Source organism: Streptococcus mitis (genome assembly GCF_000722755.1).
Taxonomy (GTDB): Bacteria; Bacillota; Bacilli; order Lactobacillales; family Streptococcaceae; genus Streptococcus; species Streptococcus mitis_CM.
In genome coordinates, this window is record NZ_JPFY01000014.1 from 1 (window position 1) to 25,163 (window position 25,163).

The window sequence follows — 25,163 nt, forward strand, 5'->3', positions numbered from 1 at the left end:
TTTCTTATCTATTTTTAGTATCAAGGATAATGGTAACTGGTCCGTCATTGACCAGCTCAACCTGCATATCCGCTCCAAAGATACCTGTCTGAACGGGTACTTCTTGCGCTAATTTTTGATTGAAAGCATCATAGAAATCCGATGCCATATCAGGTTTGGCTGCGCCTGTAAAGGCTGGACGATTGCCTTTCTTAGTATCCGCAAAGAGGGTAAACTGAGAAATAGAAAGAATTTCTCCTTCAATATCTTTGACAGACAGGTTCATCTTGCCTTCTGCGTCTGAAAAAATCCGCATGTTGACCAGTTTTCTCACGGCATAGTCCAAATCTTCCTCTTGGTCCTCTGGTCCAACACCAACCAGCAATAAGAGTCCCTGATTGATTTTTCCCTGAACCTGACCTTCGATAGTCACTTGGGCTTTTTTAACCCGTTGGATAATGATTTTCATAATAGCCTTTCTAGTAAGAGCTAGGACAATTAGCCATTGGTTCGTTTGACAGAATAAACTTCTGGCACACTCTTAATCTTGTCCACGACCGTGGTCAATGTAGAGAGGTTGGCAATACCGAAGGACACATGGATATTAGCAAACTTCATATCCTTGGTTGGTTGGGCATTGACCGTTGAGATATTCTTGGTTGTGTTTGAAAGAACTTGCAGTACATCGTTCAACAGTCCTGTACGGTTGAGGCCATAAATATCGATATGAGCCATATACTCCTTATTTGAGCTAGAGTACTGGTCTTCCCACTCCACATCAAGGAGACGTTGCTCGTAGTTTTCTTGGGCGCGCAGGTTCATACAGTCCACACGGTGAATAGCTACACCACGCCCCTTAGTGATATAGCCAACAATATCGTCACCAGGAACAGGATTACAACACTTGGCAATCCGCACTAGGAGACCTGAAGCTCCTTCAATAACCACTCCACCCTCATGCTTAACCTTGAGGGTTTCTTTGTTCTCAACCTTGACCTCGCCACCTTTGACAAGCTCTTCTGCTTCCGCCTTGGCCTTGGCACGTTCTTCCTCACGGCGTTCCTTTTCAGTCAGACGGTTAAAGACGGTAATAGCACCGATTTCTCCAAAACCAATAGCAGCAAAAAGGGATTCTTCTGTCTTGTAGCTAGTCTTTTGCAAAACTTGGTCCATGTGACGCTTGTCCATGAATTTATTGGCCACATAGCCGTTTTCTTGGAACTGGGCCATCAACATTTCACGACCCTTGTTGACAGATAATTCCTTGTCTTGGTTTTTAAAGAACTGACGAATCTTGTTACGCGCCTTGCTGGTCTTGACCATATTGAGCCAGTCACGGCTTGGCCCAAAGGAGTTGGGGTTGGTGACAATTTCAACCTGATCCCCTGTCTTGAGCTTGGTTGTCAGTGGAACCATGCGACCATTGACCTTGGCACCAGTTGCTTTTTCACCGACTTTGGTATGGATTTCATAGGCAAAATCAATCGGTCCTGAATCTTTTGGAAGGGAACGAACAGCTCCATCTGGGGTAAAGACATAAATCTCCTCTGCCAGATAGTTTTCCTTAACTGAATCTACAAATTCCTTAGCATCATCAGCCTGGTCTTGGAGCTCCATCATCTCCTTGATCCAGTTCATACCAATGGCCGATTCCTTGCTGTTAACCTGCCCCTTGATGCCCTTCTTATAAGCCCAGTGAGCCGCAACCCCGTACTCAGCCACCTCGTGCATTTCCTTGGTCCGAATCTGGAATTCGATTGGCCCTTTTGGTCCATAAACAGTCGTATGGATAGACTGATAACCATTGGCCTTGCGGTTAGCGATATAATCTTTAAAGCGACCAGGCATAGGTTTCCAAAGCTCATGCACATAACCAAGCATGGCATAAACATCACTTTGGGTATCTAAAATACAACGAATGGCAATCAGGTCATAGATTTCCTCAAAACGTTTTCTCTTATCCTGCATTTTGCGGAAAATCGAGTAAATATGCTTAGGACGACCGTAAATCTTCCCTTTCAAGTGACGATCCGTCGTATATTCCTCTAATTTTGTAACTACCTCATCCACTAAGGCTTCACGCTCTCTGCGTTTTTCCTTCATCATATGGGTAATCTTGTAAAACTCCGTTGGGTTGAGATAACGGAAAGACAGGTCTTCTAATTCCCATTTGACGCTAGAAATCCCCAAACGGTGGGCAAGTGGGGCATAAATTTCCATGGTTTCTTTGGAAATGCGCTCCTGCTTGTCTTTTCGGAGGTGTTTAAGCGTCCGCATATTGTGCAAGCGGTCAGACAGTTTGACCAAGATAACACGGATGTCCTCAGACATAGCCATGAGCATCTTGCGATGATTTTCAGCCAACTGCTCCTCGTGAGACTTGTACTTAACTTTACCGAGCTTGGTAACTCCATCGACAATCACGCGCACATCAGGACCAAACTCTCTTTCCAAATCATCCAAGGTCGCATCTGTATCTTCCACCACGTCATGCAAGAAACCACAAGCTACTGTCACAGCATCCAGCTTGAGTTTGGCTAAAATACCTGCCACTTGGATAGGGTGAATAATATAAGGCTCACCTGATTTGCGATATTGACCACTATGGCATTCCACCGCGTAGACCAAGGCCTTATGGACAAAATGGACATCCTCTTCCGTTAAATATTCTTTGGTTAAAGCGACAACTTCTTCGCCTGTTAAATTCACTTCTTTCGGCATCTCTACTCTCCAATTCTTCCTACCATTTTATCACTTTTTTAAGAATATGAAAACTAGAAAATTCCCTCTCAATCAATCAATCCACATCTCAAAAAACACTGCCAGATTTCTCTAGCAGTGTTTTAAGTTTCTTTTATCTTAGTAAACCGTTCTTTCAGTTTCTACATCGAAGAAGTGTGCTTTGTTCAAGTCAAATCCAAGTTCAACTGTTGCACCTGTTTGCAAGTAGTCACGAGCATCAACTTTGGCAACAAATTCATCTTTACCAACTTGGCAGTAAAGGTGAGATTCTGAACCAAGCAATTCTGATACTGAGATAGTAGCTTTGACAACTGATTCTGGGAATGTTTCAAGGAAAGCAGGTTCTGCATTCACGTCTTCTGGACGGATACCGAAGATCAATTCTTTACCTTCGTAGCCTTTTTCACGAAGAACTTTCAATGCGCCTTCTGGAACTTTCAAACGGAAACCGTCAGAAACAATTTCGCTACCAACCAATTTCACATTGATGAAGTTCATAGCTGGACTTCCGATGAAGCCTGCTACGAATTTATTAACTGGGTTTTTGTAAACTTCTTGAGGAGTACCGATTTGTTCTACACGTCCGATAGTACCTGTACCAGCAGGGTTTTTAGTTGCTGACATGATAACGATACGGTCTGCCAGTGTCATCGCTTCTGTTTGGTCGTGAGTTACGTAGATAGTTGTAGCTCCGATACGACGGTGGATTTTCGCAATTTCAGCACGCATTGATACACGAAGTTTGGCATCCAAGTTTGACAAAGGTTCGTCCATCAAGAACACTTTTGCATCACGGACGATTGCACGACCCATGGCAACACGTTGACGTTGACCACCTGAAAGGTCAGCAGGTTTACGTTCCAAGAATTCTTTCAATCCAAGGATTTCAGCTGCTTCTTGCACACGTTTGTCGATGTCTTCTTTGCTGTATTTACGCAATTTCAAACCGAAAGCCATGTTGTCATAAACAGTCATGTGTGGGTAAAGAGCGTAGTTTTGGAATACCATGGCGATGTCACGGTCTTTTGGAGCGACGTCGTTGACAACCACGCCATCGATAGATGCAGTACCTTCTGTGATATCTTCAAGACCAGCAATCATACGAAGAGTTGTTGATTTACCACATCCTGAAGGACCTACGAAAACGATAAATTCTTTGTCTTTAATGTCCAAGTTGAAGTCTTCAACTGAATAGTGTTCGCTATTTGGATATTTTTTGTAAATATTTTTAAGATTCAATTCTACCATGAGGTGAACTCCTTTTGTCTTTTGATAGTTTTATTATAGATGAAAACGCTTTACTTTTCTATGGCAAGGTGACCAAAAAAATAAAAAAGTTCTGTGCAACTTGCACAAAACTTTAGAGAATATCTGGTAAAATCAATTGATAACACAGAGTAAGGTCGGTCAATTCCTTCAACTGAAGCCCTGTCAATTCTTCCCATTTATCAATCTTGTATTGAAGAGAATTACGGTGCAGATAGAGTTGCTGGGCTGTTTTTGTTAGAACAGCACTATTTTCCCAAAGAGAGAGAATGATTTCCTGAATCTGATCTTGATCCAAAATCATCTGGTGCAGACATTCTTTAATGACTCTCAGGTCAACGAGTCTTTCTCCCATACTCCAAAGATAGAGCTGAGAAAAAGTATGAACACCTTGGTGACCTTGACGCCACCAAGTCTTAAACAAATCGCGCTCCGCTTTAATCAAGTCTGATAGGGCTTGATGTCCTGTCTGAGACCAAACCTGACCTAACATGATAGAGAGACGCAGTCCAAAGTCATACTCAACCGCTTCAATCGTATCACTTAAAATAGCTCGTACAGATGTGTATTTGTCTTGTTGAAGCACGAAAACATAATCCTGAGCTCCGACCTGAATCACCGTCTGACAGTTGGGAAAAAGAGTCCGCATCATATCTAGCCAAGAAGCTAGATTTTCCTGCTGAAAATAGGAAAGATGACAATAAACCAACTGAATTTTTTTAAAAGCTTGCGGTGCCTGACCCTTCCCCTCAATTATATAAGCGCACCAAGGATTGGATGAAGTTGCTTCTTCCTCTTGAGTCAAAAGGGAAATCAACTGCTTTTCACGCTCACTGAGCCCAGCTTCCTCCAGCAAAATCCACTGCTGAGAAGCTAAAGGGAAAGTGAGATAGCCCTCTTTCTCTACTGGTTGGTCTGAAATCTGAGCTTCAGGAAACCAGTCTTGTAGTTCTTTTGCCATCATGTCCTAGCCCTCCACTTTTTGGATGCACCACGAAATCAAGCTCTCAAGACGTTCCAGATTTTCAGTCATATGGAGATAGCCCATGACTGCTTCAAAACCTGTAGACATACGGTAAGTCACCACATCAGCATTTTTGGCCTTGGTGTGACTATTGGTATTGCGACCACGTTTGTAGATTTCTTCTTCTTTTTCCGTCAGGACCTGCTCCTCCAACATGAGGGAAATCAAACGAGCCTGAGCCTTGGCTGAAACATACTTGGTCGCTTCTTGATGGAGTTTATTGGGTTTCGTCATACCTTTTAAAATGAGGTGACGACGTATATACATAGAATACACCGCGTCCCCCTCAAAAGCTAACGCAATCCCGTTAATGAGATTGACATCAACCACGTGTCCACCTCACTCCATCTTTGGTGTCAAGGAGCTTAATCCCTTGAGCAGCCAATTGGTCACGGATCTGGTCCGCTGTCGCAAAATCACGATTGGCACGCGCTTCTTGGCGTTTTTGAATCAAGTCTTCAATCTCTGCATCCAAAACTTCCTCAACAAAGACAATTCCAAAGACTTCTAACATAGCCGCAAGAGCTTCCTTAACACTTGCATCATAGTTTCCAGAATTGATCCACTTGGCCATTTCAAAGACGACTGTAATACCGTTGGCAGAGTTGAAATCCTCATCCATAGCCGCTACAAACTTATCTTTAAAGGATTGTAACTCTTGGGCGTCCACATTTCCTGTAAATGGTTGCTCGTAAGTATTCTTCAGATACTTAAGATTAGTCTCTGCATCGCGAACCGCTTTTTCCGTAAAGTTGATTGGCTTGCGGTAGTGTTGAGTCGCAAAGAAGAAACGGAGTACTTGGCCATCGAGCGTTTTGAGAGCATCATGAACAGTGATAAAGTTCCCCAAGGACTTGGACATCTTGACATTGTCAATATTGACAAAGCCATTGTGCATCCAGTAGTTGGCAAAAGTCTTACCTGTTTTGGCTTCTGACTGGGCAATTTCATTGGTGTGATGCGGAAACTCCAGATCGGCTCCACCACCGTGGATATCAATGGTATCTCCCAAAATCTCTGTCGACATGACTGAACACTCGATGTGCCAGCCCGGACGACCAGGTCCCCAAGGACTGTCCCAAGAAATCTCGCCTGATTTGGCAGATTTCCAGAGGGCAAAGTCTACAGGATTTTCCTTACGAGCTGTTTCTTCATCGGTACGACCTGAAGCACCTAGCTCCAAATCTTCCAAGGTTTTATTGGCCAACTTGGCATAGTTATGAGATTTTTCCACACGGAAATAGACATCTCCTTGGCTCTCATAAGCAAAGCCTTTTTCAATCAAATCTTCCACAAAGCGGATAATGTCAGCCATAAACTCCACCACACGAGGATGGCGGGTCGCAGGTTTGACGCCCAAGGCCGTCACATCCTCACGAAAGGCAGCGATGTACTTGTCCGCAACCTCCTGAGGTGTGATTCCTTCTTCCTTGGCACGGTTGATAATCTTATCATCTACATCCGTAAAATTGGAAATGTAGGCAACCTCATACCCACGGTACTCAAAATAACGACGAATCGTGTCAAAAGCCACTGTTGAGCGGGCATTCCCCACGTGGATATAGTTATACACGGTTGGCCCACAAACATACATCTTGACCTTGCCGTCCTCAATTGGGACAAATTCTCGCAAATCACGAGACATGGTGTCATAGATTTTAATCATAAATCATAGTCAGGAAATTCAAAATCCAAGAACTGTTAATTTCATCACTAAGAGCTCAAGTAAATTTCAGTCCGAATGTCTCTACACTTCGGAATCCCTTACTCCTTTCTTATTCAGATAAACCACCTGGGTCTGTTTGACAAAGCCAATTTTTTCATACAAGCGCTTGGCACCTACATTACTATCTTCCACGGCAATCTGAAATTCCTTATCATTTTGCTCAATCAGTTGGTTGACTAGGGATTTTGCTAAGTAGCTTCCATAGCCGTTTCCACGTTCAGATTCAGATATTGCTAAACCGTAGAAGTAATTCGTATTAGTCGATAAATCTACCGTGCAAGTTCCAATAACCTGACCGTCTTTTAACAAAATATATAAGCGACTTTCTGGATCCTTCAGAGCTTCAGCGATATATCTATCCACAATCTCTCTAGACTCATGTTCCTCTGAGAATGCCTGAAATTTTAACTGACTAATTTGATCCTGATACGAACTATCTGCTAACAAAACTTCAAGATTGGAAAAATTTGCTAACGGATAAGGTTTTCTATCCTTACCTAACCAAGTTTCTGTCTCTTCATCCTCGACCAATCCCCAGTTGCTGACAAAATCAGGATGGCGGTCTAGAAAAACACGCTCTGTCTGAAAAGTCACAGACTCAATTGGATAAGATGCCGTTTCTTTCTCAAAACTTCTATACAAAGCCCGCGCAATTCCCTGACGGCGATGATCTGGATGAACCAGTATCGTCACTTCCACATCTTGGTCATCTGCATAGACAGTTAATAAACCAACAAGTTCGCCTTTTTCATAATAAAGGAAAAAGGCGGGCATGTTTGGGACAAAATTAAGCATGTTAGAGAGATAGGGATCACGATAGGTACCGTCATAGTTTTGGCAACAGTTAATTAGTTTTTTCGCCTCAGATAGCTCCTCTTGGCTTAACTTGTTTCTTGTTTGAATCATATAGGTATCCTCTACAACCCAGACGATCTGTGACTGGCTTCTTTAGCCTGCTCGAGTTTATTGACGTAGTACTCTCGTTTTTCTTCGACTTCGTGGATCGTCGGTTCATCCTTCTGTCCATGAACTCGGACGATCTTAGCAGGAATTCCGACCACTGTCACATCACTTGGAACATCTGCAACAACTACTGCTGCTGCACCGACTTTGGCATTTTCACCGATTTCAACGGGTCCAATGACTTGGGCATGAGCAGATATAAGCGCTCCTTTGCGAACGGTAGGATGGCGTTTTCCACAGTCTTTCCCTGTTCCCCCAAGAGTCACCCCATGATAGAGGAGAACTCCCGTCTCAACGATAGCTGTCTCTCCAATCACCAAGCCAGAACCATGGTCGATAAAGACACCTGAATCAATCTGGGCACCTGGATGAATCTCAATCTGAGTCCAGAAGCGCCAAAACTGACTGTGCATACGAGCCAGGAGTTTGAAGCCATGCTTCCAGAGAAAATGCGAGAGACGGTGGGCCGCCAAGGCCTTGACACCTGGATAAGTCAGCAAAACCTCCAAAGTGGTGCGGGCCGCTGGATCATTTTCTTTTACGATATCAATGGTTTCGCGCCACCATCCCATACATTTCTCCTTTTCTTATTCTGAATCTTTTGGTGTTTCTGTAAATTCTTTCTTAGGTTTGTGATCCTTGTGATGACGTGGGCGGTGAGGTCGCTCAGACTTTTCGCCTTTTTCATCACGTTCAGGTTTTGGTGGACGAGGAAGAAGGGCTTTCATAGAAGCATCCACACGTCCTTTTTCATCAATCTTGATAACCTTAACATCAACTTCATCCCCGATTGCTACCAAGTCTTCGACATTATTGGTACGCGTCCAAGCCATCTCCGAGATATGAACAAGGGCATCTGTCTTATCAAAGAGGTTAACAAAGGCACCAAATTTCTCGATACGAACGACTTTAGCACGGTAAACTTCATCCACTTTGGCTTCACGGACCAAACCAGCAATAATTTCTTTAGCACGGTTAATAGCATCTTGGTCGCTAGAGTAGATAGATACATTTCCTTCTTCGTCGATATCAATCTTAACGCCTGTTTCAGCGATAATCTTGTCGATGGTTTCTCCACCCTTACCGATGACAATCTTGATCTTGTCCACATCAATCTTGATGGTATCAATTTTCGGAGCAGTTGGAGCCAATTCTGGACGAACTTCTGGAATGGTTGCTTCAATCACATCAAGGATTTCAAAACGCGCTTTCTTAGCTTGGGCAAGAGCCTCAGTCAAGATTTCTGCAGTAATCCCTTGAATCTTGATATCCATTTGAAGGGCTGTAATCCCGTCACGAGTACCTGCAACCTTAAAGTCCATATCTCCAAAGTGGTCTTCCAAACCTTGGATATCTGTCAAGACTGTATAGTTGTTTCCATCTGAAATGAGACCCATGGCAATCCCTGCTACTGGCGCCTTGATTGGCACACCACCAGCCATAAGGGCAAGAGTTCCAGCACAGATAGAAGCCTGAGATGAAGAACCGTTTGATTCCAAGACCTCAGCTACCAAGCGGATAGCATATGGGAATTCTTCCAAACTTGGCAAGACTTGAGCAAGTGCACGCTCACCAAGAGCACCGTGACCGATTTCACGACGACCTGGCGCACCGTAACGACCAGTTTCCCCAACAGAGTATTGTGGGAAGTTATAGTGGTGCATAAAGCGTTTCTTGTACTCTGGATCCAAACCATCAATGATTTGAGTTTCTCCCATCGGAGCCAAGGTCAAGACTGAAAGAGCCTGAGTTTGCCCACGAGTGAAGAGACCTGAACCATGCACACGAGGAAGGAAGTCCACAACCGCATCCAAAGGACGGATTTCATCGACTTTACGACCATCAGGACGCACCTTGTCTTCTGTAATCAAACGGCGCACTTCAGCGTGTTCCATTTGTTCCAAGATTTCAGCCACATCACGCATGATACGGTCAAATTCTTCGTGGTCCGCATATTTTTCTTCGTAAACAGCAGTAACTTGGTCCTTAACTGCTTGAGTTGCAGCTTCACGGGCCAATTTTTCTTCTACTTGGACTGCCTTTTGGAGGTCACTGTTGTAGGCTGCGATAATTTCAGCCTGCAATTCAGCATCCACATGAAGCAATTCCACTTCTGCTTTTTCTTTACCAACAGCTGCAACGATTTCTTCTTGGAAGGCAATCAATTCTTTGACTGCTTCATGTCCTTTAAGAAGGGCTTCCAACATGATTTCTTCTGACAATTCTTTGGCACCAGACTCAACCATGTTGATAGCGTGTTTGGTACCAGCTACTGTTAATTCAAGAAGAGAACGCTCTGCTTGTTCTTGACTTGGATTGATGATGATTTGGCCATCTACATAGCCCACTTGTACCCCAGCGATTGGTCCGTCAAACGGAATATCTGAAATAGAAAGCGCCAAGGATGAACCAAACATAGCTGCCATAGGTGCAGAAGCATTTTCATCATAAGAAAGTACTGTGTTGATGACTTGGACTTCGTTACGGAAACCTTCTGCAAACATAGGACGGATTGGACGGTCAATCAAACGCGCTGTCAAAGTCGCATCCGTTGAAGGACGTCCTTCACGTTTCATAAAGCCACCAGGAAATTTCCCAGCTGCATACATTTTTTCTTCGTAGTTGACTTGAAGTGGGAAGAAATCCCCAGTTGCCATTTTCTTAGACATAACGGCCGCAGTCAAGACAGTTGACTCACCGTAACGCACGACAACAGAGCCATTTGCTTGCTTAGCAACCTGACCAGTCTCTACAATTAACTCACGACCCGCAAAAGTCGTTTGAAACACTTGTTTTGTCATTTTAATCCCCTTTGGATTGATGAAATTATACGCCTTGCCTACAAAGATCAAGATACTAAGGACGTCAAAAGCAAAGTAAAAATAGGAAACTGACGAAGTCTTCGATGAAGACAAGACAGTTTATCTTTTTTACACAGCTTTTCGGACAGGTTCAATTGCTCAAGATATTTTGGACGGTTCGGTTTGCCGAACATTTCTGTAGAAAAATAGGAAGGTGACGCCGCACTCGATGAGTGCTAGGAAGCTTATCTTTTTTCCTAAGAAATGAGGCCAAAATTCAATTAAGTATCTTTTTGATATTTCCCTGAAATAGTGCGAACGGGAGGTAAAATTATCCAGTGGATGATTTTAGAAATCCAATGGAATCTCAATGGTAATTTTTAATTACTTCGCCTTTTCATTTCTATGCTCAGGCTAAAATAGTTCCCCGAACTATTTTACTCTCAAAAATCCCGTCTTAGATAATAATATTGTTATCATCTAGGATACCACGATAGCGTGAAATATCTTTTAAATACTCACTTCGTTCGTATTTTTGAGACACACATTATCAAATTTTGTTTAAAATAATCAACTTTAAACAAACTTCTACAACCTAAATACCCTCATCTTTGTATCAAGTACGTACAGAGTCTATTTTATCATATTTTTCTTAAAAAGTGCGGTCTTTACCATTAAAAAGGAACCATTCCCCTCAGCTGAGAAGAATGGTTTGCTTTTTATTATCCTAGAGACTGATGATTAAACAAGGCATGTGTTGCTTGGTGGATGTATTTTGCTGTTTCAGCATTGTTCATAGTGTAGAGATGCACTCCGGCCACATCCTGAGTGACCAAGTCCACGATTTGGTCCACTGCATAGGCAAGTCCTGCTGCTCTGAGCGACTCAGGGTCATGCTCATACTTGTCTAAAATGGCTTTAAATTTGCGTGGAAGATGGATATTCTCACAAGTCTTCAAGAGGCGGAGAGCCTGATTTCGATTCAGAATTGGCATAATCCCTGCATGAATAGGAACATCAATCCCAGCCAAGATGCACTTGTCTTGGAAATCATAGAAGCGCTCATTGTCAAAGAAAAGCTGAGTTACAAGGCTCGAACAACCTGCATCCACTTTCTTCTTAAGATTTTGAATATCTGAAATCTGATTTGGTGAATCTGGATGACCTTCTGGATAACAAGCACCAACAATATCAAAGTGGGGAGCTTGCTCCTTGATGAACTCAATCAAGTCAGTTGCGTAGCGGAAATCCTTTTGTGGTTCCACATCAGGAATAATATCCCCACGAAGAGCCAAGATTTTCTGCACCCCAACCTTGTCCAAGTCTGCAATCGTTTCAGCAACCTTATCCTTAGACAAATAGATGGCTGGCAAGTGTGCAATAGTCGGAATCGCCAAATCATTTTGGATAAAGTCAGCCAAACGAACCGTCGTTTCCTTGATATTAAATTTATTATTGCTGGCAGTCACACTGATAAAGTGGGGAGCCAACTCCTGCATATCTTGAAGAGCAGAAATAATGTTATCATTACCCACGGCTGGGTTGGGAGGGAACACTTCAAATGAGAGTGACGGTGTTTGGCGTGACATAGTCATTATCCTTTTCTAGTTGATTTTTTCGTTAGCTGGATTCCTAGAATCCAAGTGAAACAAGCAGATTGACCAAACAGTGCTTCTAGAGAAATCTTGTCTTACAATTTCTCACGCGCAGCTTTAGCTGCTTCAACAAGGCGGATCAAGCTTTCTTTTGTTTCTGGAATACCACGTGTTTTCAAACCACAGTCAGGGTTAATCCAAACTTTCTTGCTTGGCACTTTAGCAAGGATGGCTTCGATTGTATGGTCGATTTCGCCTTCGTTCGGCACACGAGGTGAGTGGATATCGTAAACCCCAGGTCCTACTTCTGTTTGGAAGTTTTTCGCTTTGAGTTCGTCCAAGATTTCAAGGTTTGAACGGCTAGCCTCAAATGAGATAACGTCCGCATCCATGTTGTCGATAGCTGGGATGATATCTGTAAATTCTGAGTAACACATGTGAGTGTGGATTTGTGTGTCTGGCGCTACTGTTGAGTGTACCAAGCGGAAGGCAGGAATAGCCCAGTCAAGGTAGTCTTCGTACCAATCGCTACGACGGAGTGGCAATTTCTCACGAAGAGCAGCCTCGTCGATTTGGATGATCTTCACGCCAGCAGCTTCAAGGTCAAGAACTTCATCCTTGATAGCAAGAGCGATTTGAAGAGTAGAATCCTTGATAGAGATGTCTTCACGTGGGAATGACCAGTTGAGGATGGTAACAGGTCCAGTCAACATACCTTTAACAGGTTTGTTTGTACGGCTTTGTGCATAGCTAGACCATTTAACAGTGATAGGGTTAAGACGAGTTACATCACCCCAGATGATTGGTGGTTTAACCCCACGCATACCGTATGACTGTACCCAACCATTTTTAGAGAAGAGGTAACCTGACAAGTTTTGACCGAAGTACTCAACCATGTCGTTACGCTCAAATTCACCGTGAACAAGGACATCAAAGTCGATATCTTCTTGCCATTTGATCCATTCATCGATCGTTTCAGCAAGGAAAGCATCGTACTCTTCTTGAGACAATTCACCTTTACGGTAAGCCAAACGTTTAGCACGAACTTCTTTAGTTTGAGGGAATGAACCGATAGTTGTTGTTGGAAGAGCTGGAAGTTTGAAAGCTTCTTCTTGAATAGCTTCACGTTCTGCAAAGACTGGCAAACGAGTGTAGTCTGCGTCTGTCAAGTCAGCGATACGCGCACGAAGTTCCGCATTTTCACCCACACGCTCAGTCGCAAAGAGTTCTTTGTTAGCTGCAAGTGCTTCTTCACCTTGACCATTGCGGATGGCATCCAAATCACGAATCTCATCCAATTTTTCAACTGCAAAGGCAAAGTGGTTCAAGATTGCTGGTTCAAATTCTTCATTGGCAGTTGTAAATGGCACATGAAGAAGTGAGCATGAGCTTGTCAATACGATGTTTTCAGCTGGAATTTGTTCAAGAACAGCCAAGCTCTTTTCGTAGTTGTTACGCCAGATGTTTTTACCATTGACAATACCTGCATAAAGAGTCTTGTCAGCTGGGAAGCCACCTTTAACCAATTCAAGAGTTTTCTTACCTTCAACGAAATCAAGACCGATAGCGTCTACTGGCAAGTTTACAAGGTCAGCATAAACGTCGCGGACGTCTCCGAAGTAAGTTTGAAGCAAGACTTCAAGACCTTTTTTGTCAGCCAAGAGTTTGTTGTAGAGGTTCAAGAAGAGATCTTTTTCTTCGGCTGTCAAATCTTTTACAAGAGCAGCTTCATCCAATTGGATGCGAGTTGCACCAAGTTCAGCCAATTTTGCAAAAACTTCTTGGTAAGCAGCTACAAAGCTGTCTACGAAGTCTTCTGCTTTCACGCCTTCTTCAAAATCTGACAATTGAAGGAAAGTGAATGGACCTACAAGAACAGGACGAGTGTTCAATCCAAGTTCTTTAGCTTCTTGGAACTCATCGAAGATCTTGTGACCTGCAAGTTTGACTTGAGTGTCTTTTTCAAATTTAGGAACGATGTAGTGGTAGTTGGTGTTGAACCATTTCTTCATTGGAAGGGCGCGAACGTCTCCTTTTTCTCCTTGGTAACCACGACCCAAAGCGAAGTAGCGCTCAAGGTCAGACAACTCCAAGTTTTGAACTGAAGCAGGTACCACGTTGAAAAGGAATGCTGCATCTAGGAAGTTGTCATAGTGAGAAAAGTCATTTGATGGAATTTCAGTGATGCCTTTTTCTTTGACAATGTTCCAGTGTTTAGCACGCAAGTCTTTTGCGGCTGCCAAGAGTTCTTCTTCTGAGATTTCTTTTCTAAAGTATTTTTCAGTTGTAAATTTTAATTCGCGGAATTCGCCCAAACGAGGGAAACCGATGATTGTAGTTGACATGATGTGTCCTCCAAAATTTGTTGTTGAAACTATCTTAACAGAAAAGAAAGCGTCTGTATAATTGTAAAAAATTAGGCTTTGATATAGTTTGAAACTATATCTCTGTTTTAGACAAAAGAAAAAGACCTGAGAAAAATGACTCAAATCCTTTGTGTAGCTTGTTTTTTAACAATATTTCAGTTAGGCTCTTCAAACGTGTTATTAGTAATTCTTATACGTGACTATGACTTGTTATTAGAAAAGACTATAATACTCTTCGAAAATCAAATTCAAACCGCGTCAACGTCGCCTTGCCGTACTCAAGTACAGCCTGCGGCTAGTTTCCTAGTTTGCTCTTTGATTTTCATTGAGTATAAGTCTACTCTAATCAACTCTTTCTCTGTTCGAGTGGGACGACTGCTAATGTCTTTCCTAAACTGGCTAGAACTTTTAAAACCGTATCCAACTGAGGACTAGTCTTGCCTGTTTCCATCCTAGCTATGACAGGCTGGCTTACTCCACTAAGTTCTTCCAGCTTTTTCTGACTGATTCCTTGTTCATGCCTAGCCTCAATCAGCTCACTCATAATAGCCACTCGCATATCACTTTCAAGGATTTCCTCCTTAGTAAATAGTTCAGACCGGACATCCTTCCAATTACTCCCAATGGCACTATTCTTCATCACTTAACCCTCTTTCTTTTAAGTCCTTCAGTTCACGCTTGGCTTTTTCAATTTCTCTTCTAGGAGTTTTCTGAGTCTTTTTGACAAAATGATGTAAAAGAACAAAACTACCATCAACCCATGCTACAAATAAAATTCGATCTCTCAGTGGTCTTAGTTCCCAAATCTCATCTTCCAAATGTTTGATATAGGGTTCCCCAGCTCTCGTCCCATGCTGACTAAGCAACTCGATATAGTCATTTAGTTTATTGAGTTTGATGCGACTATCCTTACTTTTCTGACTAGCCAATTCTCTCATATAATCCAAAACTGGCTCGTTTCCATTTTTGTCCTTATAGAAGTAAATCGTATGCACCAACCAACCTCTTTCTAATTCAATTATAACTCAAAAGTTATTAAAAGTAAATCTGAACACTCATAAAAAGAAGACCTTAGAAAAACTCTAAAGGTCTCATCTTTATTATTCGAAAAAATTACGAAAAGAGTTACAAATCTAAGACAATCCTTACTATTATTCCAGCTCGATCCCCTTCTCTCGGAGATTGTCCAGGCACTCCTCAAAGTAGGCAGCATCGTGTTCCTTGTAAATAGGGCTCGTCAAAGTCTCCTCAGGTAAATCCTCATAAGAAGGACAAATCTTACCACGATAGTTTTTATCCAACCACTCTGGACTGACCTTAAAGCCTCGTTTAACCATCTCCTCCATAATCAAGTCATGATAGGCATAGAGACGATAGGGCGAGTGGGTAAAGACATAGTCCACCGTCGCATGCTTTCTGCCCCAGCCATTGCCACGCAGGGCGCAACACTCTCGATGTTGCCCCAATAGTTGAGGACGAGGAAGCTGTGAAATCAAAGCCTCATGCCAAAGTCTCATGACAATCTCCTTTCAGTAAAGTCGAATGTTGCAAGTAGGTATTTGGATAACGATCAAGCAAGTCTCTCGTCTTAGCAATTAAGTCTTCTTGGGTGGCATGACCAGAGTGATAACGCTCCAGTAAAAACATATAATCCTTGCGTTCAGTCTCCGTTGCTTTCTTCTTGAAATATCCCCAAATATGCTGAAAGGTATTGCAAACCTGACCCCTGTGTTCTGGAATCTGACAGGCACGATCGATCAGTTCTTGAACATGACTTACCTCCACCTCTTCATTCTTCAAGTATTGGCGGATCTCATTGTAAATATTGCTGGAATGACTCAAAACGAGGTATTTGTTTCTCGCCCAGAGTTGCTGACAAAGGGCACGTTGGTTGTTATTTTCCATATTTCTCCTTACTTTCTACTAGTTCCCCGGAAATATGGAAACAAAGTTATATCTTAAAAATGAGCGAATTATGAGCGAATAAAGAGTGTTTTTTGTAGAGCCTGATTTTTCTAATAAACCTTGATTTACAAATAGTTGGAGATAACGACGAATGGTTGCTGCACTCAATCCTGTCAATTCTTGTGCTACTGCATTTATTATCTGGTAATGCTCTATAAGATAAGACTCTAACCCATCCGCCCCATACGACCGTTCCCATCCTCAAAAGAGGGAATAATTTCTAACTTAAAATGCACAATAAACCGTTCATCTCTTAGTCTATTTCTAAATCATGTTGCCCAGCTAATAAGAGATTTTCAAAAAATCGTTCCAAATATTCTGTTTTTTTCTGGAATAGCTTCGCATTGTCTAGAACAAGAGCATCTCGAAAATACTTTGCATTTTCTTGGAAGGGTTTATTGTCTACTTGAAATCCCATAGTTCTAAGGTACTTAATCAAAAATACTGTTATGGTTCGAGTATTTCCTTCTCCAAAAGGATGAATTTGCCAAATACCTGAAATAAAAGTCTTGATATGCTTCACTACCTCAATCTCGGATTTTCCTTGATAGTCAAATTGACTTTCCTGCTGAAAATCATAGGCCAAACTATCTGCTACCGTACGAAAATCATCATAAATGACACTGTCTCCATTTAAAACAGCCTCACTTTTTGTAATGTTGTAAGAGCGGTATTCTCCCAAGGGAATGCCATGTGGTAAGAGACCAAAGAAAAGTTCTCTATGAATCAATTTCAATGTTGTTGGAGCAAATTTAAAGGCATTAGAAGACAAGAGTTCCACAATTCTCATAGCAACAAGGTCTGCTTCTCTTGTACTATCATCCTTCTCTTGGTGATAAGTCGTTACTTGGTCATAAACTTCTTGATAAGTCAACTTTCCTTGAGAATTTTGCTCTGCTAGCTCTCTCATATACAGCGACGGCTCTAGATTATCTACCTTTTGTAAACCAAATCCCGTTTCCCATAAGTCTAACTTGGTCTGATAAGAGAGGCTGGGATTATCAATTTCATAAGTCGGTGTCATGGTTTTCCTTTCTAGACAAAACTTTAAGTAAAATCTTTATATTCTATTCTACCATATTAGACTAGTTAGATTTTCCTGTAAATTGTCATTTCTTATAAAACTATCTCTTGATGTGAATAAAAGACTGTATCAGGAATTGATTACTCGGAGTCTTAGACAAGCTCATTTTTGCTTTACAATCTCCGCAATTTTTACATCGTAGGCATTTTGAAGATTGAGCCAAGTTATTATCGAAATATTAGTAATCTTTGCTAACTTCCGAGCAATATCATTACTAATTGATTCCTCACCATTCACTAATTTACCGAGCTTCATTTCAGAAATTCCTAAACGCTCTGCAAATTCTTTTTGCGTTACGTTATACTCTTTAATCAACTCTTCAACATACTGACCTGGATGAAAAGCAATCAGGTCTTTAGATTCAATAATTTTATTAGTCATAGTGATTGCTGACCTCCTCTATTTTTAGGATTTCGATTTCAACGGAATTTGGAAATACCTTTTCTAAATCCTCTTCACAAAATTCTACAATCAACCTATTTGTTAAAATTAAATTATCTTTTATGTAATTTAATTGTAGCATCTTTTGAAAATAAAAACCAACCAAACATAAATTTGGCTGGTTCTCTTACACTGATTCTAAACTACTGCAATTTTTGATGTTTCAAATGCAAATCGATTTTTAATTAAAGAATTAATTTGCGAATTTGAATTAATAATTTTTAAATCTTCTCTAATTCGCTCAAATGAATAATCACTTAATAAATTAATAAATGCTGAATTAACAAAAGACGTACTTACATATGGAACCGATTCAAACGATACAACGACTGTTTGATTCGCTTCAAATGCTCTTTTTATTTTATCAAGTATAATAAGACCCGATTGATTATCTGAATAATTGTTCACAATATTTTTCACTTCAATCGTTACCATGAAAATTCCTCCTCTTCTTCTAAGTCATATAGATGTTCATTAGACACATCAATTACTAATTCGAAAAAAGTACCTGGATATGACTCACTAAAAGATTTTGATTTAACAATTTCGTTGTTAAATATTTCAATCATACCACAATTTGAAAGAATTGTCACTCTAGAAACTTCATTTTTTGTTAAAGTATTCATTATATTAGACAAGCCTGCACCTCTATTTTGTGGTACTGATTGAGAAGAAACTCCCTCCTGTAGTGCATATTCTATCAATTTATCATCCGATAAATCTCCATTAAATTTTTCACGAATAGTCGTCGGTATTCCCACACCAAAATCTGATACTGAAATAATGATTTCGTTCTTTTTTGGATAGTGCTGGCCAAAGATACAACCTATCTTTTCAGTTGAATGATCAGATATATTATTAAATATCTCGTCAATAGCTACACAAATTGATGAAAAATCATTTTTTCTCTTCGTCTGTTTCTGCAACCATATCATGAGATCTGATTGTTTCCATTGATTAATTCTACTTGTTTCAACATGCTTCAAAGTCAATGTTGTAGTTCGTAAATTAGGCTTTTTAAAAATATCCTCTTGACCAAAATTCTTAAAGAATCCACAATCAGATAAATAATCCATCACTTCTCTATTTTTAACATTGTCAGTATCAGTATCAACAACAAATGTAACCTCTATCTTCTTGTTTTTTTCAGCCCATTTAATAATATTACTCAAGGAAACCATGCCAGAAGGTTCAGAGAATTCAATTCTTCTCATATCAATTTTAATCTCTGAACCAATTTCTGAATTAGTTACGTAATCTCTAAATTTAATAACAACCTCTCTGATTGATTCTTTATTTAAATGCTTAGGAAGTACAATCGTATCCATTTATTCCTCTTTTCTTTCCCCTACTCCACCTTTACCTGTCCATTCATCAGCATTGGCAAGAGCCAATCGCGAAGTTGGGTAAGTTCTTGGTTTTGAATATTATTTAATTTGATTGTTTCATAGTTTTGTTTAACTATCGTATTGAATTTTTCTAAAATATTTTCTTCAGGAACAATTATATTTAAGTCATATAAAATTGAAGAAGTCATACTCGGGACTCCCGTTCCTGTATTTAATTTATTAAAATCAATATCTTTTACTGAATAGAATACATACAGTGCAGAATTATTTTTATTAACTTCTGAATAAAACATCGTATCTACAGTCCAAAATTCCTCATTTACGTACATTACATTATTTAATGTACCTTTTCTTGGAAAGAGAATTGATTCTCCTGAATACAAATAGTCTGCAACTGTTCTCATAATCCCACCTGAACCATATACAGCAAACTTACCATCTTGCAAGTGCTTATGATCTTTACCATTTTTAATTGTGAGAAAATACTTCAACTTCTCCACTCCCCATCCCTCTGGGATTTCGCGTTTAAGTTCTGGGTTATAGACCATCTTTCCGCCTGATGATTTGTAGGGTTTGCCATTCTGGTCTGGGAAATCAAACTGCACAAACCAGTAGTCATAGAGGGTCTTGGACATGGCTTCCAACTCTTGGTTGATTTGGTTGTTGGTTTGAATCTTATCATCTAACAAAGTTAATAAATTAGAGATTTTACGCTGGTCAGCAATACTAGGAAGCTCAATTTTAATATCATCAAATGTTGATAAATTTATTGTGTTAAATACACTTCCTTGACTTTTGTTAAGTAAAACATCAACATAATTTTTTAGCCAATAATATAAATAATCTGTATCTAACTTATCTTTCTTTCCTCGTAATCCAAAACACGATTGGTTAAATGCCATTGGTTTAGTTAACTGAGCAATTGCTCCAACTGTTCCTCTAGCAGAAATTATCAAATCGCCTTTTTCTAACATCTTTGTATTACTATTGTTCAAACCTAACTCAGTAATTTTTTTAGATGCAGAATTAACATAGCGATTTGATGAATTAAAATCTGCTACAGCCAACCAATCAATGTCTCCATCCCAAAATTCTTTTACACTTGTTTTTGGAGTTCCTCCACTAATTATTGTCACAACATCACTAAGTTTCTCACTCATACTTGATCCCCTTCATTTGCTCTTCAATCTCCTGCTCCAAAGCATGCGATTGCTGGAAGAGGTCTGAGAGTTTGTTTTGAAAGGCGGTCATCCTAGCTTCAAACTCTTCTGCTGTGATATCCACATAGTCAATCTTGATGTCAAAGTATTGGCCTGCGCTAAGAGAGTAGTTTTTCTCCTTGATGTCCTCATAAGAAACAGTGACTGAAAAGTCCTCGACGGCTTCCTTCTTGATAAAGGTCTCGACGATCTTTTGCTCTTCTTCTGGAGAGAGCACGGTCTTTTGGTTCTTGCCTTCCTTGACCTTGGTTCCGAGGTTTGAGGCATCAATGAGGACGACTTCGCCCTTGTTTTTCTTATCGATAAAGAGGATGGAAACGTTGGTTCCTGTTGTCGCAAAGATATTAGACGGCATGGAAACAACACCTGCCAGCATTTGATTATCCACCAAGTGTTGGCGGATGGTCTTGTCAATCCCTGACTGGGCAGTGATAAATCCTGTCGGCAAGACAACAGCTGCTTGACCGTCTGGCTTCAAGGAGTAGATGATATGCTGAATAAAGAGCTCGTAAATCGCCATCTTGTCCTTGGACTTGGCTGGAACCTTTGGAACCCCTGCAAAGAAACGCTCACTGGCTTCTGGCAAGGTCTCCACTTGGTCACGCCACTCTGAAAAGTCCAGCTTGAAAGGAGGATTAGACACGATATAGTCCATCTTTTCAGGATGACGGTTAGCGATAATGGTATTCCCCTGTACAATATTATGTATGGAATGTTGCAGTCCGTTCAAAATCAGATTGAGACGGAGGAGATTGGATGACTTTTGCGAGATATCCTGACTATAGACAGTGGTCTTATCGACACCGATGCGACTAGCCAGGTTCATAAGCAAGGTTCCAGAACCAGCAGACGGGTCATAGATACGCACGTTTGATGGCTGGTCATTTCCCACAAGAATATCAGCAATAATCTTAGCCACTGAGTGAGGCGTGTAGTACTCGGCATACTTGCCACCACCGTCTTTGTTGTAGTCCTTGATCATATACTCAAAGAGAGTAGAGAAAAAGTCGAAGCCTTGTGAAAAAATAGTCTCATCAAACTTGACGCGTGCAAGGAGATTGATGATGGCTTTTGCCACTTCGTTACGCTTACTACTATCTGAGATGGTATCTGTAATCAAACGCTCGTCAAAGAGACGAATAGCCGTATCTCCGTCTGTATGCACAGAGAAGATATCGTTATTATCAATGGCGATCTGGTTGAGGGTATTTTCAAAACTCTCGTAGAAAGTCGCTTCATTTTGCTGACGGTGAAGCGTTTCTATCAACTGGTCTGGCTTGAGCCAAGCCGTACTGGTACCGATATCCTCCAAGAGCCAGTCATAGTCATCTTCACTCATTGCTAACAAGTTTTCATAAGTGTTGGATTCATCCAGCACCTTGGCTTGATATAAAAACTTATCATTTAAAAACTTGTAGAGGAAGGACTGGGTGAGGAGTTTGTACTCACCCGCTTCTCCTCCTAGTCCTGCATGGGTAAAGACCGCTTTCAAATCATCTACCAAGTCTTGGACTTGGACTTTATATGTTTCATTCATTAGTGTTGGTATTCCTCTTCATATCCTTCAAATAACGACTCGACGATATCGTTAAAAACCTGTCTTGTCAAATCACTTGCAGATTGGTTGGTTTTCATTGCAATTCGGGCTACTTCTCGAATCAATTTCTTGAAGAAGTCCTCATTATCAAGTACTCCTTGATTTTGACCGATTTTGTGGTCCAGTACAACTTTAGAATCTTTAATGACATGATAAACTGCTGGGTACTCGCTTACCATAGTCGAGTTGGTCACGTGTTTATAGGAACGCGCCGCCATTTCATCTCCGCCAAAATTCATCGTCAAACGTCTCATATGAGTATGATAATCTTCCACTGACTTAAAGAGGTCTTCATACTCCTTTTGGATTTCTTTGATGTTTTCCATAGTATAGCCTTCTTGCCCATGAATCAGATGCTTTTTCATGATGCGCTGGAATTCTTCGTAGAGAGAGACCCACTCAGGATCTTTCTCATCACGCTGTTTTATGATGCCTCCAGCAACTCGACGCTTCAAATCTTCTAGGTCATTGGCTGCTAGACGGAGTTCTTCCTCCGCAATCTTGACAAAACTAAAACTGGTCTCAGACATGGCAAGATTTAAAAGAGTGCGACTAGAAAAGTCATCTGGCTTATCTATCAGTGACAAGGTCAGCAAGCGTCTTGAGATGACATTGAGCAGGGTTGCAATCTGAGCAATATCAATCTGCTTAATCAAATGGTCATAACCGAGTAAGCGGGCGATATTATAGTACTGCTTAACCGATTCCAAAGCTTTTCGTAGTTCATTTAGTTGCTTTCTATCCTTGATATCATCAATTGATTGAGAAAAGAACTCTAGATTAGAGGTTGGATAGTCCATTAGGATGCGCTCTGTCTTGCTTAGTTCCTGAGAAATTTCCTCAGCTGGCACAAAGAGCGAGCCAAACACATCCTCTCCATTTTCCCCAGTCAGGCTTGTATCATACTCTTGATTGAGTTCTTCCAGATAAGCACGATTAGTCTTGTCAAATTCTTTAGAAATATCCGCAAAATCAACTACATAGCCAAAGAGATAGTCCTTGTAAGGACGATTCACACGAGTCAAAGTCTGGAGAAGGTTATGAGCCTTAATCTTGCGACCTAGATAGAGACGCTTGAGGCGAGGCGCATCAAAACCTGTCAGGAGCATCGAATAGACGATAATGAGGTCAATCTTACCTTCTTTATAGGCATCCACCTTTTCCTTTTTCTCTTCCTTGTCTCCCTCATCATGGAGGATGAGAGCAGAGGTCAAGTTGGTTGTTCCAGCCTTTCGTCGTTCTTCTAACTGCTTTTCAAGCTCACGCGCCTGCTTGGACGAATCACAGACAATCATACCACCAATAGACTGGTCATCAAAAATCAGACCGCGCGCACGATTAAAGTCCTCCAGAATAAAATCAAGCATTGGTTCCACATAGTGCGGATGAGCAAAGATATCTTCTTTGGATAAATCACCACGTTGGATTTCTTCATTGATGGCTCTGAGATTATCTTTATAGGACGTCTCGATATCTTCTCGCATGAGACGCAAGGTAAAACCATCATCTATAGACTGGTTGTAGTAGTATTTATGGATATAATCCCCAAAAATATCACGTGTGGTCGCATGACTTTCCTTGGTCTTACCATCTTTCTTGTAGGTAATCAAGGGGGTCCCAGTCAAGGCAATCTTGATCGCATTGGTATCTGCCTGATAGAGATTTGGCAGGTAGGAACCTCGTTCGTTATAAGAGCGGTGAGCTTCATCGATAAAGTAGATATTTTGACGATTGAGATCATAGCCAGAGCGATCGGTCAGGTCTGAATCATCTTTGAACTTCTGGATATTGACAACGGCGACATCATAACCATCTTGTTTTTGATTGAGTTCTCGAGGATTGTTGATGCGCTTAACTTTTAGACCTCTTTTGGTAAATTCCTTAAAGGCTTGGTCTGCCAAATCCAGGCGATCAACAACAAAGTAAAACTGCGGAACAATCCCCTGTTTTGAAAAATAATTGGTCAGATAGCGGATATTGAAGAAAGCCAGGGCAGTCTTACCTGAGCCCTGTGTATGCCAGATAACACCTTTTTTGACACCTTTTGCGATGGTTTCTTCGATAGCACGAGTTGCAAAATACTGCGGATAGCGCATGACATGCTTCTGCAATTGTATATGACCTTCCTTGCTTTCTTCCTCTACATAAACCAGCCCAAAATGAAGCATGAAAAGCAGGCGTTCTTTTTGATACAAAGATGATAAGAAAGTATTGCAGGGAGTGTTGGGCTGTAAGTTTGTTGTAAATTCTGGTTGAGATTTGAGAGCAAAACGCTTCACATCTTCAAGGACGAAATCAATTTGTTCATCTCTTAAAGGTACAATTGAATTCAGAAAATCTACTTCTCTTTCTTCCTTGAAAGCATTAAACTTGGTTTTTGAATAGGCATTTGAACCGTAGTAAGAACCCTGTTTTTGTTGACCTTGGCCACTGATATAAGGCAAATTATCAGATAGAGCTATCAATTGAGTAATATTGTTAAAACGACGGAACTTACGATTTTCAAAACGGTATCTGGTTCTGTCCTGTTCTGACTGAATCCCTGTCTTTCCATCTCGGATAGCATTGGGTTGTTTAACTTCGATATAAGAAAGAGGAAGTCCATTGATAAATACAACTATATCTGGACGAAATTCATCTTGCCCATTTTGACAAGTGACTTCAAGCGCCAGATGGAAGGTATTGGCTTCAGGATTTTCCCAATCGATATAAACAGCACCTTCTTGTCCCTGTATCCTTTTAAAGAAGGAGCGCCCTAAATCATTTTGATCCAGTTCCAGCTTGATATTGGCCAATTCTCTCTCAAAATCTTCATCTGTTAAATAGTTATTAAATGTTAAAAATTGCTCCTTAAAAACAGATACAAGAATATTGGTATCTGGATCTCTTTCTGCAATTTCCTTCCCATTGCGAGGAAGATAGGTATAGCCCATACGCATGAGATGCAGAGCTGCTGGGATTTGTACTCTTGTTAATTCAGAAAAATCTTTTCGTCTTGCCATAAAAACTTCCTTTTGCTAGTCAGAACTGTCTATTTTTACTAAC

Annotated in this window: 21 protein-coding genes and 2 pseudogenes; all 23 read right to left on the reverse strand. The window is 40.9% G+C overall.

Going from position 1 to position 25,163, the window contains the following annotated elements; all coding sequences use genetic code 11:
• Positions 1-4: 4 nt before the first annotated feature.
• The 23 genes and pseudogenes from dtd to SK578_RS08210 all read right to left on the reverse strand — a co-directional run bounded on the left by dtd (position 5) and on the right by SK578_RS08210 (position 25,120).
• Complete coding sequence (dtd, locus tag SK578_RS08100; RefSeq protein ID WP_042751579.1) at positions 5-448, reverse strand: D-aminoacyl-tRNA deacylase; 444 nt, start codon at positions 446-448, stop codon at positions 5-7.
• 29 nt (positions 449-477) lie between these two features.
• A complete protein-coding gene (locus SK578_RS08105) occupies positions 478-2,700 on the reverse strand; it encodes a RelA/SpoT family protein (RefSeq protein ID WP_042751580.1) in 2,223 nt (740 codons plus the stop codon).
• Between the two features lie 138 nt (positions 2,701-2,838).
• Positions 2,839-3,969 carry an ABC transporter ATP-binding protein gene (locus SK578_RS08110; RefSeq protein WP_000229953.1) on the reverse strand — a complete coding sequence of 377 codons (1,131 nt, stop codon included), beginning with the start codon at positions 3,967-3,969 and terminating at the stop codon, positions 2,839-2,841.
• Between the two features lie 112 nt (positions 3,970-4,081).
• Positions 4,082-4,951 (reverse strand): helix-turn-helix domain-containing protein, encoded by an 870-nt coding sequence (locus tag SK578_RS08115; protein ID WP_042751581.1) that lies wholly within the window; start codon positions 4,949-4,951, stop codon positions 4,082-4,084.
• Positions 4,952-4,954: 3 nt separating this feature from the next.
• Positions 4,955-5,341 carry a Mini-ribonuclease 3 gene (locus SK578_RS08120; protein ID WP_042751582.1) on the reverse strand — a complete coding sequence of 129 codons (387 nt, stop codon included), beginning with the start codon at positions 5,339-5,341 and terminating at the stop codon, positions 4,955-4,957.
• The gene (cysS, locus tag SK578_RS08125; RefSeq protein WP_042751583.1) at positions 5,334-6,677 is read right to left on the reverse strand and encodes a cysteine--tRNA ligase; all 1,344 of its coding nucleotides are present in this window, start codon (positions 6,675-6,677) and stop codon (positions 5,334-5,336) included. Before cysS ends, SK578_RS08120 begins: the two co-directional genes overlap by 8 nt.
• Positions 6,678-6,758: 81 nt before the next feature.
• Positions 6,759-7,643 (reverse strand): GNAT family N-acetyltransferase, encoded by an 885-nt coding sequence (locus SK578_RS08130; protein ID WP_042751584.1) that lies wholly within the window; start codon positions 7,641-7,643, stop codon positions 6,759-6,761.
• An 11-nt stretch (positions 7,644-7,654) separates the two neighbouring features.
• Positions 7,655-8,272 (reverse strand): serine O-acetyltransferase, encoded by a 618-nt coding sequence (gene cysE, locus SK578_RS08135; protein ID WP_042751585.1) that lies wholly within the window; start codon positions 8,270-8,272, stop codon positions 7,655-7,657.
• A 15-nt stretch (positions 8,273-8,287) separates the two neighbouring features.
• A complete protein-coding gene (pnp, locus tag SK578_RS08140) occupies positions 8,288-10,501 on the reverse strand; it encodes a polyribonucleotide nucleotidyltransferase (RefSeq protein ID WP_042751586.1) in 2,214 nt (737 codons plus the stop codon).
• Positions 10,502-11,223: 722 nt separating this feature from the next.
• Complete coding sequence (metF, locus tag SK578_RS08145) at positions 11,224-12,090, reverse strand: methylenetetrahydrofolate reductase [NAD(P)H] (protein WP_042751645.1); 867 nt, start codon at positions 12,088-12,090, stop codon at positions 11,224-11,226.
• A 101-nt stretch (positions 12,091-12,191) separates the two neighbouring features.
• Complete coding sequence (gene metE, locus SK578_RS08150; protein WP_042751587.1) at positions 12,192-14,441, reverse strand: 5-methyltetrahydropteroyltriglutamate--homocysteine S-methyltransferase; 2,250 nt, start codon at positions 14,439-14,441, stop codon at positions 12,192-12,194.
• Between the two features lie 367 nt (positions 14,442-14,808).
• Entirely contained in the window at positions 14,809-15,102 is a 294-nt protein-coding gene (locus tag SK578_RS08155) for a helix-turn-helix domain-containing protein (RefSeq protein ID WP_000797746.1), read from the reverse strand.
• The gene (locus tag SK578_RS08160) at positions 15,092-15,457 is read right to left on the reverse strand and encodes a type II toxin-antitoxin system RelE/ParE family toxin (protein WP_042751588.1); all 366 of its coding nucleotides are present in this window, start codon (positions 15,455-15,457) and stop codon (positions 15,092-15,094) included. Before SK578_RS08160 ends, SK578_RS08155 begins: the two co-directional genes overlap by 11 nt.
• Before the next feature lie 156 nt (positions 15,458-15,613).
• Positions 15,614-15,979: a TIGR02328 family protein gene (locus SK578_RS08165; protein ID WP_042751589.1), complete on the reverse strand. Its 366-nt coding sequence runs from the start codon at positions 15,977-15,979 to the stop codon at positions 15,614-15,616.
• The gene (locus tag SK578_RS08170; RefSeq protein WP_042751590.1) at positions 15,963-16,367 is read right to left on the reverse strand and encodes a YbgA family protein; all 405 of its coding nucleotides are present in this window, start codon (positions 16,365-16,367) and stop codon (positions 15,963-15,965) included. The genes SK578_RS08165 and SK578_RS08170 overlap by 17 nt, the downstream gene beginning before the upstream one ends.
• A 313-nt stretch (positions 16,368-16,680) precedes the next feature.
• Positions 16,681-17,451 carry a Fic family protein gene (locus SK578_RS08175; RefSeq protein ID WP_042751591.1) on the reverse strand — a complete coding sequence of 257 codons (771 nt, stop codon included), beginning with the start codon at positions 17,449-17,451 and terminating at the stop codon, positions 16,681-16,683.
• 165 nt (positions 17,452-17,616) lie between these two features.
• Positions 17,617-17,892 (reverse strand): annotated as a pseudogene (locus SK578_RS08180) (HigA family addiction module antitoxin); the annotation flags it as partial.
• A pseudogene (locus SK578_RS11280) lies at positions 17,885-17,989 on the reverse strand (addiction module toxin RelE); the annotation flags it as partial. The pseudogenes SK578_RS08180 and SK578_RS11280, both read right to left, overlap by 8 nt.
• A gap of 101 nt (positions 17,990-18,090) precedes the next feature.
• Entirely contained in the window at positions 18,091-18,387 is a 297-nt protein-coding gene (locus tag SK578_RS08190; RefSeq protein ID WP_000256281.1) for an STAS-like domain-containing protein, read from the reverse strand.
• Positions 18,381-19,280 (reverse strand): ATP-binding protein, encoded by a 900-nt coding sequence (locus SK578_RS08195; protein WP_042751593.1) that lies wholly within the window; start codon positions 19,278-19,280, stop codon positions 18,381-18,383. Before SK578_RS08195 ends, SK578_RS08190 begins: the two co-directional genes overlap by 7 nt.
• Positions 19,281-19,300: 20 nt before the next feature.
• The gene (locus tag SK578_RS08200) at positions 19,301-20,461 is read right to left on the reverse strand and encodes a restriction endonuclease subunit S (RefSeq protein WP_042751594.1); all 1,161 of its coding nucleotides are present in this window, start codon (positions 20,459-20,461) and stop codon (positions 19,301-19,303) included.
• Positions 20,454-22,058, reverse strand: a complete 1,605-nt coding sequence (locus tag SK578_RS08205; protein ID WP_042751595.1) for an HsdM family class I SAM-dependent methyltransferase — start codon at positions 22,056-22,058, stop codon at positions 20,454-20,456. The genes SK578_RS08200 and SK578_RS08205 overlap by 8 nt, the downstream gene beginning before the upstream one ends.
• Positions 22,058-25,120: a type I restriction endonuclease gene (locus SK578_RS08210; protein ID WP_042751596.1), complete on the reverse strand. Its 3,063-nt coding sequence runs from the start codon at positions 25,118-25,120 to the stop codon at positions 22,058-22,060. The genes SK578_RS08205 and SK578_RS08210 overlap by 1 nt, the downstream gene beginning before the upstream one ends.
• Positions 25,121-25,163 lie beyond the last annotated feature (43 nt).

Excerpts from the sequence above, each read along its gene's own strand:
- SK578_RS08200 (WP_042751594.1), bottom strand. The coding sequence starts at position 20,461 with ATGAGTGAGAAACTTAGTGATGTTGTGACAATAATTAGTGGAGGAACT.
- pnp (WP_042751586.1), bottom strand. The coding sequence starts at position 10,501 with ATGACAAAACAAGTGTTTCAAACGACTTTTGCGGGTCGTGAGTTAATT.
- SK578_RS08205 (WP_042751595.1), bottom strand. The coding sequence starts at position 22,058 with ATGAATGAAACATATAAAGTCCAAGTCCAAGACTTGGTAGATGATTTG.
- metF (WP_042751645.1), bottom strand. The coding sequence starts at position 12,090 with ATGTCACGCCAAACACCGTCACTCTCATTTGAAGTGTTCCCTCCCAAC.
- dtd (WP_042751579.1), bottom strand. The coding sequence starts at position 448 with ATGAAAATCATTATCCAACGGGTTAAAAAAGCCCAAGTGACTATCGAA.
- SK578_RS08210 (WP_042751596.1), bottom strand. The coding sequence starts at position 25,120 with ATGGCAAGACGAAAAGATTTTTCTGAATTAACAAGAGTACAAATCCCA.
- SK578_RS08130 (WP_042751584.1), bottom strand. The coding sequence starts at position 7,643 with ATGATTCAAACAAGAAACAAGTTAAGCCAAGAGGAGCTATCTGAGGCG.
- SK578_RS08165 (WP_042751589.1), bottom strand. The coding sequence starts at position 15,979 with ATGAGACTTTGGCATGAGGCTTTGATTTCACAGCTTCCTCGTCCTCAA.
- SK578_RS08195 (WP_042751593.1), bottom strand. The coding sequence starts at position 19,280 with ATGGATACGATTGTACTTCCTAAGCATTTAAATAAAGAATCAATCAGA.
- cysE (WP_042751585.1), bottom strand. The coding sequence starts at position 8,272 with ATGGGATGGTGGCGCGAAACCATTGATATCGTAAAAGAAAATGATCCA.
- SK578_RS08105 (WP_042751580.1), bottom strand. The coding sequence starts at position 2,700 with ATGCCGAAAGAAGTGAATTTAACAGGCGAAGAAGTTGTCGCTTTAACC.
- SK578_RS08175 (WP_042751591.1), bottom strand. The coding sequence starts at position 17,451 with ATGACACCGACTTATGAAATTGATAATCCCAGCCTCTCTTATCAGACC.
- SK578_RS08155 (WP_000797746.1), bottom strand. The coding sequence starts at position 15,102 with ATGAAGAATAGTGCCATTGGGAGTAATTGGAAGGATGTCCGGTCTGAA.
- SK578_RS08170 (WP_042751590.1), bottom strand. The coding sequence starts at position 16,367 with ATGGAAAATAACAACCAACGTGCCCTTTGTCAGCAACTCTGGGCGAGA.
- SK578_RS08190 (WP_000256281.1), bottom strand. The coding sequence starts at position 18,387 with ATGGTAACGATTGAAGTGAAAAATATTGTGAACAATTATTCAGATAAT.
- SK578_RS08115 (WP_042751581.1), bottom strand. The coding sequence starts at position 4,951 with ATGATGGCAAAAGAACTACAAGACTGGTTTCCTGAAGCTCAGATTTCA.
- cysS (WP_042751583.1), bottom strand. The coding sequence starts at position 6,677 with ATGATTAAAATCTATGACACCATGTCTCGTGATTTGCGAGAATTTGTC.
- metE (WP_042751587.1), bottom strand. The coding sequence starts at position 14,441 with ATGTCAACTACAATCATCGGTTTCCCTCGTTTGGGCGAATTCCGCGAA.
- SK578_RS08110 (WP_000229953.1), bottom strand. The coding sequence starts at position 3,969 with ATGGTAGAATTGAATCTTAAAAATATTTACAAAAAATATCCAAATAGC.